Source organism: Streptomyces sp. NPDC004647 (assembly GCF_040609575.1).
In the GTDB taxonomy this organism is placed as follows: Bacteria; Actinomycetota; Actinomycetes; order Streptomycetales; family Streptomycetaceae; genus Streptomyces.
This window is the reverse complement of record NZ_JBEXKU010000134.1, coordinates 1-13,020: the sequence shown is the minus strand read 5'-3', so window position 1 is coordinate 13,020 and position 13,020 is coordinate 1. Positions and strand designations below refer to the sequence as shown.

General features: G+C 66.7%; 10 protein-coding genes and 3 pseudogenes. 7 read left to right on the top strand and 6 right to left on the bottom strand.

The genetic code is table 11. The features are described 5' to 3' along the window. Positions 1 to 349: 349 nt before the first annotated feature. Both ABZW18_RS32825 and ABZW18_RS32820 read right to left on the bottom strand, forming a co-directional pair. Entirely contained in the window at positions 350 to 1,228 is an 879-nt protein-coding gene (locus ABZW18_RS32825) for an N-acetyltransferase (RefSeq protein WP_356194705.1), read from the bottom strand. 304 nt (positions 1,229 to 1,532) lie between these two features. Continuing rightward, positions 1,533 to 2,470, bottom strand: a pseudogene (locus ABZW18_RS32820) (IS5 family transposase). Positions 2,471 to 2,571: 101 nt separating this feature from the next. Between ABZW18_RS32820 and ABZW18_RS32815 the strand changes: the two are divergent. Together ABZW18_RS32815 and ABZW18_RS32810 are read left to right on the top strand one after the other, a co-directional pair. After that, positions 2,572 to 2,928 carry a DUF1330 domain-containing protein gene (locus tag ABZW18_RS32815; protein ID WP_356194703.1) on the top strand — a complete coding sequence of 119 codons (357 nt, stop codon included), beginning with the start codon at positions 2,572 to 2,574 and terminating at the stop codon, positions 2,926 to 2,928. 153 nt (positions 2,929 to 3,081) lie between these two features. Beyond that, positions 3,082 to 5,586: a Helicase associated domain protein gene (locus ABZW18_RS32810; RefSeq protein ID WP_356194701.1), complete on the top strand. Its 2,505-nt coding sequence runs from the start codon at positions 3,082 to 3,084 to the stop codon at positions 5,584 to 5,586. Between the two features lie 110 nt (positions 5,587 to 5,696). On the opposite strand, the gene ABZW18_RS32805 is transcribed toward ABZW18_RS32810, so the two are convergent. From ABZW18_RS32805 to ABZW18_RS32795, 3 genes are read right to left on the bottom strand one after another with little or no spacing between them, the layout of a single operon-like run. Continuing rightward, positions 5,697 to 7,190, bottom strand: coding sequence for a ThiF family adenylyltransferase (locus ABZW18_RS32805; RefSeq protein ID WP_356194699.1), 1,494 nt, complete (start codon positions 7,188 to 7,190; stop codon positions 5,697 to 5,699). Next, positions 7,187 to 7,558, bottom strand: a complete 372-nt coding sequence (locus ABZW18_RS32800; protein WP_356194696.1) for a hypothetical protein — start codon at positions 7,556 to 7,558, stop codon at positions 7,187 to 7,189. Before ABZW18_RS32800 ends, ABZW18_RS32805 begins: the two co-directional genes overlap by 4 nt. Further along, entirely contained in the window at positions 7,555 to 7,821 is a 267-nt protein-coding gene (locus tag ABZW18_RS32795) for a hypothetical protein (RefSeq protein ID WP_356194693.1), read from the bottom strand. Before ABZW18_RS32795 ends, ABZW18_RS32800 begins: the two co-directional genes overlap by 4 nt. A gap of 126 nt (positions 7,822 to 7,947) precedes the next feature. On the opposite strand from ABZW18_RS32795, the gene ABZW18_RS32790 reads away from it, so the two are divergent. Both ABZW18_RS32790 and ABZW18_RS32785 read left to right on the top strand, forming a co-directional pair. Next, entirely contained in the window at positions 7,948 to 8,280 is a 333-nt protein-coding gene (locus ABZW18_RS32790) for a hypothetical protein (RefSeq protein WP_356194691.1), read from the top strand. After that, positions 8,277 to 9,458, top strand: coding sequence for an ImmA/IrrE family metallo-endopeptidase (locus ABZW18_RS32785; protein ID WP_356194688.1), 1,182 nt, complete (start codon positions 8,277 to 8,279; stop codon positions 9,456 to 9,458). The genes ABZW18_RS32790 and ABZW18_RS32785 overlap by 4 nt, the downstream gene beginning before the upstream one ends. Before the next feature lie 283 nt (positions 9,459 to 9,741). On the opposite strand, the pseudogene ABZW18_RS32780 reads toward ABZW18_RS32785, so the two are convergent. Continuing rightward, a pseudogene (locus ABZW18_RS32780) lies at positions 9,742 to 9,973 on the bottom strand (IS481 family transposase); the annotation flags it as partial. 373 nt (positions 9,974 to 10,346) lie between these two features. On the opposite strand from ABZW18_RS32780, the gene ABZW18_RS32775 reads away from it, so the two are divergent. From ABZW18_RS32775 to ABZW18_RS32765, 3 genes and pseudogenes are all read left to right on the top strand, one after another. Further along, positions 10,347 to 11,039, top strand: coding sequence for a hypothetical protein (locus tag ABZW18_RS32775; protein WP_356194685.1), 693 nt, complete (start codon positions 10,347 to 10,349; stop codon positions 11,037 to 11,039). 332 nt (positions 11,040 to 11,371) lie between these two features. Next, a complete protein-coding gene (locus ABZW18_RS32770) occupies positions 11,372 to 12,007 on the top strand; it encodes a hypothetical protein (RefSeq protein ID WP_356194683.1) in 636 nt (211 codons plus the stop codon). A gap of 514 nt (positions 12,008 to 12,521) precedes the next feature. Continuing rightward, a pseudogene (locus ABZW18_RS32765) lies at positions 12,522 to 12,669 on the top strand (IS5/IS1182 family transposase); the annotation flags it as partial. Positions 12,670 to 13,020: the final 351 nt, after the last annotated feature.

Here is a 13,020-nt window from a genome sequence, read left to right as displayed (position 1 = left end):
GCTCGGCTCCGCCGAGCACAATGAGCCTGCTGCGCAGGCTCATTGACGAAGCGTCGGATGCCGCTTCGCGGCATCCGAGCCCGGCTCCGCCGGGCAGGCCTCCGCTTCGCTCCGGCCAATCGGGCCCGCTGCGCGGGCCCGAGGCTGGCAAGGAGAGGAAGGGTGACGGGTTGTCTGGCAGGTACGGACAGCGGGCCGTTCGAGGACCGGGTGTGTATGCTTCAAAATGAATCTGGGTAGGCTCTGGATTCAGAGGCCCCCACCGGCACGGCGGATCATGCGCACCGGTGGCTGGCATAAACCGACCTGAGAAAGAGTCGATAATTCCCCATCCGAAGGGATCGTCAGATTACCGCTCGCCTTTCGAGTGGCGTGTGTAGGAATACAACCGGTCGACTTCCAAGAATCCCGCAGATTCGTACAGGGAGTTGGCGGCGGTCCGGTCTCGCTCGTTTCCTGGCGGAGCGTCATCGTCTACGTAGAGGACCACCTCTGCCGCGCCGAGCGTTGCCAGATGTTCCATTGCGGTGCCAAGCATTGCGCGGCCCAGCCCCCGCCCGCGCGCGCTGGGTTGGACTTCGATCCACCAGAGCACCCCGATCCCCTCCACGGGTCGGCCGACGACGGCTTCCGCGATTGTCTTGCCGCGCTCGCGCACCTCCAGCCGTTGCGCGTCCTTGTCGTCCGTGCTCGGTCCGATCGTGACGGCAGTCAGCTGGGGCAATCCTCGTGCGGGGAGGTCGGCGCGCATGTAGCGCCACAGGTCCAAGCCGGAGAATCCGGCGCGGTTCAACGCATCGTGAGTGACAGGCCGGTGACGTACCGGCAGCGCCTCCAGTCCCATGGTCAGGGCCGAGGCGATATGGAAAGCATGCACCGTGCGCGGGCCGAAGTAGGTGAGTGCGTCAGAAACCAGCGCATCAGCCACTGTTGGGGATTCCCGGCAATGCAGCCACAGAATCAGCCCCTCCCTATCTTTGGGGCGGATCGCATAGGAAATGACTCCCACCACATTTCCAGCAGCATTTACGGCTACCTGCGTCTGCGGTGTTTCTAGATCCTGCCACCAGCTCGCATCGACCCGTGAGCGGCCGTTCAGAGCCTCAGCGAGCATTGCCGAGGATGCGGCAGGCTGGCCGGGTATCCGGTCGGCATTGACCAGTTCCAAGACAGCAGGTTCGTCGGCTGCCGTGTACGGGCGCACCGTCACATCAAGTGGCGAGGTCACAGTCATGACCTTGGCCTGGGGTCTCTGTCCTGTCCAGTTGGGCCGAGGGTGTGGCGCGGCGGTGCCGGCTGCTCCGGGTGGGGCCTTGAGGAGCTATTGGCCGATCTCGCCGTCGGCTGGAGGTCGACTACATGCTCCGGGGCGGGAGTCGGTGCTGGCTGCTTTGCCCGGGCGAGGGCCTGGAGCGGTGCGGCGAGCTGACCGTCGCTCTCGTCCACGGTGTAGTGGGCCGGGCGGCCTGGCTGTTGTCGGATGGAATGAGGAATGCGAAAGACTATGCTTTGTCTAGAGCGTGTCCGGGCGATCACGTGCGGAGCCAGATGACCAGGGCTGCGACGGTGACGGTGCCGAGGAAGACGTAGCCGCGTTTGTCGTAGCGGCTGGCGACGGCCCGGAATGCCCTGAGCTTATTGATGGCCCGTTCCACGGTGTTGCGCTTTTTGTACCGCTCGCGATCAAAGCCCGGAGGTCTGCCGCCTCGTGAACCCCTGCGCAGTCGAGCGTTCTTGTGGTCCATCTTCTCCGGGATCACGTGTCGGATACCGCGACGTCGCAGGTAGGCGCGGATGGTGCGGTTGCTGTATGCCTTATCCGCGCTGACGCTGTCTGGGCGCCGACGCGGACGGCCCAGGCCGGTCCGTGGAACCCGGATCTTGTTCATGACCGGCTCGAACTGTGTGCAGTCAGCTCGCTGTCCCGGGGTGATGATCAAGGACAAGGGCCGACAAGTTCCGTCCGCGCTCAGATGCAGCTTGGTGGTGAAACCGCCGCGCGAGCGCCCCAGGCCCTCGCCCGCCGCTCCACCGCCGCCAGGCGGCCCCTCAGGCTCAACCACCGCCTTTCGCCCTGATGTTCGGGCATGGGTGCCCCCTTTGTGGCGCCGGGAGCCTGGGGTGGTGTCCTGCGGGCGCCGGCCGCGTCTTGGTGGGCGCGCATCACCGTGGAGTCCACCGAGATGTCCCAGTCGATGCCGCCTTCGGCGTCGGCGGCAGCCAGGGCCCGCTGGAGCAAACGCTCCCAGGTGCCCTCGGCCGACCACAACCGGTGGCGCTCATACACCGTCTTCCAGGGACCGAACCGTTCCGGCAGGTCCCGCCACGGCACCCCGGTCCGCACCCGATGGAGTATCCCGTTGATCACCTGACGGTGGTCCCGCCACCGGCCGCACCGGTCGTTACTCACTGGCAGCAGCGGCTCAAGTCGCTGCCACTGCTCGTCGGTCAGATCTCCCCGCCCCGCCATGCTCCGGTCAACGCTCCACGGCGGTGAGCGGACACGCCTCTACTGCCAGGCGGCGGTGCCCGCGCTGCCGAGCAGGGCAGCGGTGGTCAATAGTCTCTACCGTGACATCAGTACACGCCGTGTCCAACGGAACGGGGAATCCCATGCCCGCCTACGTCATCGTCAACGTCGATATGCTCGACGAGGAGGCTGGCCTGGCCTACGCATCCGTGGCCCAGAAGTCCATCCTCAGCTACGGCGGCCGTTACCTGGTCGCGGGCTCCACGCCCAAGCCCGTCGAAGGCACCTGGGACTCCTCCCGGTTCGTGGTCATCGAGTTTCCCGACATGGACCGGATCCGGGAGTGGTACGACTCCCCCGAGTACCGGCGGGCCCGGGAGATACGAGAGGGCAAGGCTCGGGTGGGGATGCTGTTCGTCGAGGGCGCGCCGCCCGAGGGCTTCTCCCTCCCGGCCTAGCTGTGCTGTTGGTGCGGTGAGCAAAGAGGATTGCCAGGAAAGGCCCGCGGCGTCCGACACGGCGCGCCGGACGCCAAGGGCTGATTCGCCAAGATCGACCGGACAGGGCCTAGTGCGGCGGTGTGTCCGGATTGTAGGAAAGGGGGTGAGAGAATGAGTGGGATTGTTCTTCGGCCGCATCAGATTGAGGCAGTGGATTCGATTGTTCGTGCTCTCGAATTCTCTGCACATCCTGAGATGCCGCCGGAGGGGCTGCGGACCACTGCAGTGGCCGCTACCGGATCAGGGAAGACGATCATTGCGGCGAAGGCGGCGCAGCGGCTGGAGCCGCAGGGGAGGATCTTGGTCCTGGTGCCGACGCTGGACTTGCTGACGCAGACGGTGTTGGCGTGGCGGGCTGCCGGGCACCGTGGCCCGGCGGTGGCCGTCTGTTCCTTGGGGCGGGATGCGGTGCTGGAGGCGGCCGGGGTGCGGTGCACCACGATCCCCACTCGGCTCGCTCTCTGGGCAGGGTCGGGCCCGGTGACGGTGTTCGCTACCTATGCGTCCCTGGGGGTGTTGGAGAAGGCCCACCAGGGGGCGTACGGGCAGATCCTCCAGCCCTTCGGGCTCGCCGTGATCGATGAGGCGCACCGCACCAGCGGCTACCTCCAGGACTCAGCGCGGGAGGCGGAGGAGGAGCGGGTGTCGTGGACCGCGGTCCACGACAACGCGCGGATCCGTGCCGCGCGGCGACTGTATCTGACGGCCACGCCGCGGCTGTGGGAGCCCGGAGACCGCGCCAGTGCACTAGGGCCCGCCGGGCCGAGGGAGGGCGTGGAAGAGGCTGCAGAGGGTGCTGGGCGGCCGGGCGTGGGGCAGTTGGTCGCAAGCATGGATGATCCCGCCGTCTACGGAAACCGTTGCTTCACGCTCTCGCTCACCGAGAGTATCGATCGGGAGATCCTGGCCCGGTTCGAGATCGACGTGCTGGAGATCCACGACGTCGAGGGCGCCGGCCCTGGGGAGGATCCCGGGAGTGAGGAGGCCCGGGGGCGGCGGCTGGCGGCCCTCCAGGCCGCGCTGCTGGCCCACGCCGCCGCCGAGAACCTGTCCACGATCATCAGCTTCCACCACCGTGTCATCGAAGCGATGGCCTTCGCCGCCAAGCTGCCGCAGACCGCGGCGCGGTTGTGGGAGGCCGACCCGGTCGAGCACATGCCGCCGCACCGAGTGTGGGCCGACTGGCTGTGCGGTGACCACGAAGCGGAGCACCGGCGCGCAGTGCTTGACCAGTTCGCCAACGGCATCGACGCCACCGGCATCGCGGTCAACCGGGCGGTTTTGTCGAACGTGAAGGTCCTCGGCGAAGGCGTCGACATCCGCGGCACACGCGGGGTCGACGCCGTCTTCTTCGCCGACGTGCGCGGCTCGGCCATCGACATCGTCCAGGCGGTGGGCCGCGCGCTACGCCAGGAGCCCGGCGAGGGCAAGGTCGCGCGGCTGATCGTCCCCGTCTTCATCGCCCCCGGCGAAGACCCCCAGGACATGCTGGCCTCCGCCTCGTATGCACCGCTGGTGGCTGTCCTGGAGGGCCTGCGCGCGCACGATGAAGAGCTCGTCGAGCAGCTCGCCGCCCGGCAGGCCACCAGCCGCAGCCGACCCGAATCCCCCGTCCACACCGGGGAAGGCGAGCCCGGCGCGAAGCGGGAGGAACGGCCGCTTCTGCGGTTCGCCACCCCCCGCGACCCAGAACTCATCGCCCAGTTCGTGCGCACCCGCGTCATCCGGCCCGAGTCCCGCGTCTGGCTCGCCGGCCTCAACGCGCTACGGAAATGGCATGCCGAGCACGGCCACGCCCGAGTCCCCCTCGACACCAAGATCCCCTACGGCGCAGGCGTCTTCCCCCTCGGCGGCTGGGTCTCGGAGCAGCGGCGCGCTTATCGGGCCGGCACGCTCGCCCAGTGGCGGATCGGACAGCTGGAGGAGCTCGGCATGATCTGGTCCGCACCCGAGCTGGCGTGGCAGGAGAACCTGGACGCCCTCCGCTCCTACAAGGCAACCCACGGCCATCTCGCCCCGCCCCGCTCGGCCGTCGCCGAAGGCAAACCCGTAGGCGTGATCATCGCGAACCTGCGCAAACCCGGGGGCCTGGGGAAAGACCCCACTCGTGCCGCCGAACGCGCCCGGCAACTCGCCGGGATCGACCCCGACTGGAACTGCCCCTGGCCCCTGGACTGGCAGCGTATGTACGCCACGTTGCGTATGTGCCTGGACGGCGGAGCCACCCTCGCCGAACTCCTCCCCGGCGTCACTTACTGCGGAGAAGACCTCGGACAGTGGCTGGCCCGACAACGCACTAGTTGGATGCAGCTGACGGACGATCAGCAGCACCGCCTGGCGCAGCTCGGCGTCGAACCAGCCGTACGGACCGGGGCGGAGAAGGCGGCGCCAGCGGGGCGCACGCACACAGACGCTTTCACCCGCGGCATCACCGCCCTGAAGCACTTCAAAGACCGGACCGGGCATGTGCACGTCCCCAGGGCCCACGTCGAGCCCCTGCCCGACGGCACCCCAATCCGGCTCGGCATCTGGCTCTCCAACACCAAAACCCGCCGCGCCAGCCTCGCTGCAGAACGCATCACCATGCTGCGCGAACTCGGCATCGAATGGGCATAGCTGCTGGAGCGCGGCTTCGGGATTGGAGCAAGACTCGGACAACGCGTCAGTCGGTGCCTCCTGATCGCCGTAGCGGGCCCTGGCCTCGGACCAGCCAGCGGACGGGGGCGTCACCGCAGGCGCCACACAATATCGTCCACGGCTCGTCGTACCCGTACCGACCAGCGGCGGGCGGCGCGGCTGCGCGCGGTGCGGGTCTGTTCGGCGGCGTGGTGCTGGCCGGTCATGGAGATGTTCGCGTCGTCGCCGAGGGGGCGCAGTGCGGTGTCGTAGAGGCAGCCCGTGTTGCAGCCGTCTTGGCGGCGGTCGAGGGTGCCGGTGGCCAGGTGGTAGAGATGGGCGCCGGTGTCCGCGTTACCACCCGGGGCGGTGGTCATGGTGAGGAACTGGATGAGCTGCGCGGAGGCGGCTGCTGCTGAGAAGACGAAGACGTTCTCGTTGCGGCGCATCGGGTGGGTTTCGGGCAGGTCGCGGATGTAAGCAGGATTGTCGAGGGATCCGTCGCGTTCGGCGGTGACCTGCGCGGGGTCGTATTGCCGGAGACATTCCAGGCATGCGCGTCCGGGAGCGGCGATATGGGCGCGCCACTCGGCGCCGCGCAGCCGTCCGCCGCGGGCGTCAACGGCCACGCCTGCGTCGACGACCGGGATCAGGTGGGCGTAGGCGAGAAAGTTCAGGACAGCGCGAGGCCAGGGCCGGTCGACGCAGGAGAACAGCACGTCGCAATCGGCCGCAGCGGCGAACCCGTCGGGCTCGACCACACTCATCTCATAGGGAGTGACCCGGATGCTGGCGGCGGTGGCGGCGCGGCGGGCAGCACGAGCAGCGAGATACACTTTGGCCCGGTGCAGTTGCGCGTCGCGGGCGGTGGCTTGCAGCAGCCGATCGAGATTGACGTGCTCAACGGTGTCGAAGTCGAAGAGGCTCAGGCATTGGATGCCGGTGCGGGCCAGAGCTTCGACGACGAGCATGCCGACCGATCCGGTTCCGATTACGCCGACGTGCAACCGGGCAAGGTCGCTCTGGGTCTTGGAGCCCCAGGCCGAAACGGTGCGCTGCTGGGTGTTGCTTGCAGGCGGTACAGGGACGAGCCGGTCGTTGAAGGTGACGGCAAGACGTTCACCGACGACCCGGACAGTCTCCGCCTCGGTCGAGGTATAGCGACGCGCAACGTGCCGCTGCCAGATGCGCGCGCCGTAGCTGGCGTCGGTGCCGGCGAAGGTCATGCCGAGCAGCGGGCGGCCGGTGAGGACCTGGGTCTGGGCGGCGAAGGCTTCCTCGGCCGCGTCGTCGATGTCGTTCAGGCGCTGCCAGCCGCGCCCGGCGGGGTGGGAGTGGATGAAGCCGAGGCCGTAGCCGTGCTCGGCTGCGATGCCCGCGGCGCGCAAGAAGTAGGCGCTGGTGAAGTCGACGGTGCCGTGCAGGATCCGCTCGCCGTCCTCGGGGAGGACGAGCTCGGTGACCAGGGCGGTGGTGCGGTGGGCGCCGCTGCTGGGCCGCCACAGCAGGAAGCAGCAGTCCTCCTGCCCGTCTGCACGCTGCAGGTGTTCTTCGAGACGGTGCGCGACCTCGGTGGTCATCGCGGCCGAGAAGTGGCCAATCATTCGGCTGGTCCGCTCTCGAACTGGGCGAACAGCGTGCGCAGATGTCGCAGGTATCCGCGCACGGTCCGGTCGGATGCCCAGTCGGCCGGCGGGCGGCTCCAGTGCTCCCACTCATCACCGAGTCCGGAGGGATGAACGGCGCCATGCGGGTGGCCCAGGCGCGGGCTGACATGGGGGCCGTGCGGGGCGGACAGCGGCCAGTCCGGCACCTGTTCCAGGGCGATCCGGACGGACCGGCCCGCATGGGTGCCGACCTCGACGGTGTAGTCGAAGACGACGAACCCGTCCCTCTGCTCGACGGTGTAACCGGCCTCACGGAGGCCTGCGATCATTCCCGCAGGCCCCAGCGGCGGCATCGGCCCGGTCATGCGATCGGGGTCGGTCCGGTGGACACCGACACGAACGTCTCCCGTTCGCGCACGGTGATCTCCTCGTCCCCACTGTCGTTGAACGGCTCCTGGTGCCGACCGCGGATCCGGACCAGGTAGTGCGTGCCCGGGTCGATATCGGCCAGCTGCAGGATCGCGTTCGGCGCGGTGCGCTTCGGCACGCCGGCAACCGGCTCACCGTCCACCGTGATTGTCACCGTCTTGTGCTCGGAGTCCTTGTCTGGGGTGTCCGCCACGGTCATGGCTGCCCCTCCTCTCTTGCAGTTACACAAAGTTGTATGCACCCAGGAGGTGCATACAACTTAAACCTTGATCGAGAGGGTACCATGCACCCAAGAGGTAAACGCAAGTAACTCCGGGGAGGGTGCTTGAAGGTCCTCTTCAAGGACGGCGAGCTGGCCTGGACCTGCAACGACGACGCGGCCAGGCGAGACCGGTACGGCCCAGCACTGGCCTCGATAATCCGCCGGCGCCTGGGAGAGATTTCCGCCGTCACCCACCTGGCCGAGCTCCGTCAGCTCCCCGCCGCGCGCCTTCGCCCCGGCCCGAAAAACGACGGCCACCTGCTGATCTCCCTGGGAGCAACCGCCGACCTGCTCGTACGCCCTCGCGACGACCCGTCCCCCCTACGACCGGACGGGCAGCTCGACGAGTACGCCGTCCGCGCCATCATCATCACCGCCATCACCCTCACCTCGTGACCCGCTCCCCGCCCGCCCCCTTCCCTCAGGAGAGAGGCATCCCGATGACTCCCGGCGCCGCACCGCTCGAGTACGCGCCCCAGACCGTGTCGCCCCCCGGGGAAACCCTCAAGGAGACCCTGGAAGAGCTCGGCATCTCCCAGGCCGACCTAGCCCGACGCACCGGCCTGTCGACCAAGCACATCAACCAGATCGTCCAAGGCGCAGCGGTCCTCAGCCCGGAGACCGCGCTGCTGCTCGAACGCATCACGGACGTCCCTGCCACCGTGTGGAACACCCTGGAAGCCGCCTGGCGCACCCAGGTGCTCCTGGAGCAAGAGCGCGAAAAACTCGCCAGTCAGACCGGATGGCTCGACAACTTCCCGCTCGCCGACCTCGCCGCTCGCGGGGTCCTGCCCAACCGGGATAGGACAGTCGCCAATCTCCAGCGGCTCCTTCAGTTCTTCGGCGTCGCCAGCCCACCTGTCGCAGAAGACCTATGGCGCGGATACAGTGCCGCCTTCCGCCGCTCCACCTCGACCACGCCGGACCAGTACGCCACCTACGCCTGGCTACGACTGTCCGTACTCGAAGCCCGCCACCGCACGTGCAAGCCATACCGCCGCGAAGCGCTGTACGACCTGCTACCGAGCATCCGCGCCCTGAGCGCACAAGAGCCCGAACTGTGGATCACACAGCTACCCGCGCTGTGCTCACAGGCAGGAGTCGCCGTGATCTTCTCGCCCGCCTTCAAAAACACCCACCTGTCCGGCGCAACCCGCTGGCTCACCCCGGACAAAGCCATGATCGCCCTAACCGACCGCTACAAAAAGGACGACCGCTTCTGGTTCACCGTCTTCCACGAGATCGGGCACGTCCTCCTTCACGGCAAACGCCTGACCTTCCTCGACGACGACCCGCTCAAGGGCACTACCACCGCCGAGGAAGAAGCCAACAACTTCGCCGCCCACGCCCTCATCCCACCCGAGTACGAAGCGGCCTACGAAACCCTGCGCCGACGCCCCAAACCCTTCACCCACATCCAGCGTTTCGCAGCACAAGTCGGCATCGCCCCCGGCATCGTCGTCGGCCGCCTCCAACACGACAAAGCCCTGGACTGGAGAGAAGGAAACAAGCTCAAACGCGACTTCGACCTCGCAGCGCTCACGCCCGCCCAGAGCAGCAACGCCGCAAGGTGAGCCGAACAACGGTCGCCAGCCTCGGGGATAATCGGCCCGCCATCGAGCATTGTGCGTGCCGCGAGGACCGCCTCCAGCTAATGCCGCCCTCCATCCAGCGGCGTGGCGGCTTCGGGCGACGACGTTCAGGCTCTGGCCATCGAGCCGGGCCACACCCGCGGGTCTGGTCCTGCACACCGGGCCAGCATCGAATATTCGAATAGAGGCCCTCGGCTCCGACGAGGAACACCTTCTGGTGACAAGGCCATGGGGCAGGGCAGGCGGCACAGCTGTCGAGGCACCAGCCTCCGCCGTCAGGGATCCGACCGATCTTCACGCGATGTGACCAGTTCGCCGGGCTGGCTACGTTCGTAGCGGCGGATGATCTGGCCGGTGGGGCGGTCGTAAAGGCCACCGATTCCGGCCGTGCCGGGTGAGGATCCGGTGCACCGTGGAGGGCGCCAGACTCAGAATGGGGCCGATGCGGGTCGCCTCAGCTTCCACTCCGTCCACAAGCGGCACACTCGTTCCTTCACCCGAGGGGCGTTCCGGTGCGGCGGCCGGACGGCCGACTGGCCCGGTCGCGCAGGCCTGTCTCACCCCCGGCCGCGAACCAGCAAACCGGCCGCGGTGTAGGAGTCCGCCATCTCCGCAGCCACGTGAGCGACTGCCCGACCGCAGTGACGTGGCCCAAGCCGAGCACGATGGGCCGACTGGGCAGGGGCACCCCCCAGGGCCCTGACCAGCACTGATAGCGACGAAGCCCCGGGCTCCGAGGGATTTCACCGGCTCGCCCCACCGCCAGGCAGGCACGGCAACCGTGCGTTCGCTTGCGCAGGAGACTCCAGCGGCGTACTGTCGACAGATGTCGACAAGTGTCGACGGTTATGGACGCTGGAGATAGAACTCATGAAGGTGATCAGCATCCGAGACGTGCGCGGTTCAACGCTGGAGAAGTACGCGCGCGCCGGGGAGCTCGTGGGGATCCAGAACTATGGGGCATTGATCGGTGTGATCGTCCCCCTCACTCAGAATTGGGTCGAGCACCTGATCGAATACAACAGCTCACGCCTCCAGCAGAGCCTTGCCGAGAGCGAGAAGCAGATCGCGAGCGATCAGCCGATGGCCACACTCGATGCTTCACTCGCTGAGGCCGTCAGCGGCGCGGAGCATTCCGCGCAGCAACCAGCTGGCCAGGCACAGGTGGCCGCAACCGGCGAAGCACCCGAAGGATTCGCGCTACCCGCTTCCGTGCTTCAGACATTGCCCCCAGCCCTGCTCAAGGATTTCGGCGCAGCGGTGCTCGGGACAGCGGATGAGCTCGGTGAGGCCGCAGCAGCACCGCGCATCGTTCGCGTGGGCGACTTGTCCGGCGGGCTTATCCAGGCAGCTGGTGAAGCCGGGCATACTCTGGCACTGACCCACGATCGAGTGTTGATAGGCATCCTGGTGCCCGTCACCTCGCAGCTCGTGGGGTTCCTCATTGAAGAGAACATTTCACGAGTTCTCTACAACATCTCGCTCAGCGAGAAGGAAATCAGGGCCGGGGAGGTCACCCCGCTCACCACCGAGCGTTCGGACGCTGGAAAGCCCTTTGGTTGATGAAAAGGCCGGTGCAGCCGTCGATTCCGACGGCTGCACCGGCCTTTTCATCAACCAAAGGTGGAAAAGATCTGCCCCATTTGGACCCACACGGGTGCCGGATTTGCGTGCGGTCGGGTCTGATAGAGGGATGACAGGTAGTTGCTGGGGCACTTAGCTCTCGGCGGCGCGGCTTCTCACGGGGTTAGGGACCGGAGACCATGTCTTCCGCATCACCGCAGCCAACGCCAGCAGCAGCGACTCCGGCGGCCAGCTACGCAGGAGCTACCCAGAACCTTCGCACCACCACCCGATGGCTACTCACCGCTGCCGCCGGGGTAGGGGGTGCCCTAGTGGCAGGCCTCCAGCTGACGAGCCTCGGTTCCCTAGGAGCGGATGACTGGCCCAGGCTTATCGCCGCAGGTATCGGACTGGCAGCCTCGCTCATCGGTATCGGCTACATGATTTTACGTGCGAGTCAACTGCTTACGGATGAATGGGTCACTCTCGCACAGTTGGAAGTCGAGAGATTTGAAAAGCGGCTCCGAGACTCCAGTCGTGATCAGCAACGGCGCGCAGCGCTCGAGCGTCTCAACGAACGGTTCACCGTCTACCAGGACGAGCTCTATGGACATGTCGCCGACTCTCTCTCAGATCTGTACAGTCGCCTACTGGAGGCCAACGCGGCGTCCCGAACCAATCCCGAGTCGGAGCTCGCCCAACAGTCGGCGCCCCTCAGGGAGGCTGCCGGAACTGTTGTTGAATACGCAAACTACTACCTCGCACAGGAGAGCTTCAACGCGCTGCGCCGACAACTTGCTTATGCCGCAGCTGTCGTAGCCGCTGGTGTCCTGACTTTCGCCTACGCTGCCAATCCGCCAAAGCCTGCCGCAGTGACGCCGGTTCGGCCCACGCAGACGTCGACACCATCACCTTCCCCGAGCCCGGCGCCTACAGCAACTTCGCCCAAACCAGGCCAGGCGCATTAGCAACAGGGAAGATGTTGCACGCTCAACGAGTAGTCAAAAAGGATGACCATGCGAGAAGGCCGAGTCCCAAGGCAAGATGTCCTGAACATAGAAACCGAGCGCACTGACCTTGCGATGCTCTTGCTTCCTTAGCCGTTCAAGTTCTTCGGGCGACATGCGTCTATGCACTGCTACAGCCGCGACGCTAAGAGGTGTCGCAGTGTAGACGTGTCCTAGATACTCGAAGGCATACTCTTTGTCGCTGTTCGGCCCGTTGTCTAGCTCTACTCGCAAGGAATCGGCCAAGTCATCCTTCTCCTTCTGAGGAAGGGGGAGGACTGCTCGCAGAGCTGCCGCGGAGAGCACGATCTCGTATGGGGTTGGGGCCATGTCCAACACCCCCGGGTAGCCGCTGGAACTATCGTACCTACGCCTCAAGATCCTCGCTCGGCATCAAACTCTTGACACCGGGACCCACCGCCTGGCGATCGCCAGCATGGCCAGGCCGGGAGGCAGGGGAACGGCGTTCTGAGACGACCTGGAATGGGTCGTGGCGGTGGACTCCACGATCGTCCGCGCCCACCAGCACGCCGCCGGGGCCCGCCAAAAGGGGCCCGGCAGGCGAGCCGCGCGACCATGCCCTCGGCCGGTCCCGCGGCGGACTGACCACCAAAATCCACCTCGCAGCCGACGGTAATACAGGTGGTCGAGACCCCGACCAGGCGTGCTGCCGCTGCACCCTTGTGGCCCTCGCGGAGCAGCTCGAAGTACCGCCTCTTCACCGAGCTCGAAATCTTGTTGGGGGCGTACTTCGGCATCTGAACGCTCTCCTTCCGGGGCGCGGCACGCCACCGCGACCTCGGCGATGTATTGCACGACTTGACCATCGAGGAGCACGCCGTCAGCCACGGGATCCGGTGAAGTACCGATCAGCACAAACGGGACTGCTGCACGGATAGGTGACAGTCGGGTTTCATGCCGCGAGGGCCGTGGCGGGCTTCATGGTGGTCTCGAACTCGATGGGGGTCAATCGA

Excerpts from the sequence above, each read along its gene's own strand:
- ABZW18_RS32810 (WP_356194701.1), top strand. The coding sequence starts at position 3,082 with ATGAGTGGGATTGTTCTTCGGCCGCATCAGATTGAGGCAGTGGATTCG.
- ABZW18_RS32795 (WP_356194693.1), bottom strand. The coding sequence starts at position 7,821 with ATGACCGTGGCGGACACCCCAGACAAGGACTCCGAGCACAAGACGGTG.
- ABZW18_RS32800 (WP_356194696.1), bottom strand. The coding sequence starts at position 7,558 with ATGACCGGGCCGATGCCGCCGCTGGGGCCTGCGGGAATGATCGCAGGC.
- ABZW18_RS32775 (WP_356194685.1), top strand. The coding sequence starts at position 10,347 with ATGAAGGTGATCAGCATCCGAGACGTGCGCGGTTCAACGCTGGAGAAG.
- ABZW18_RS32805 (WP_356194699.1), bottom strand. The coding sequence starts at position 7,190 with ATGATTGGCCACTTCTCGGCCGCGATGACCACCGAGGTCGCGCACCGT.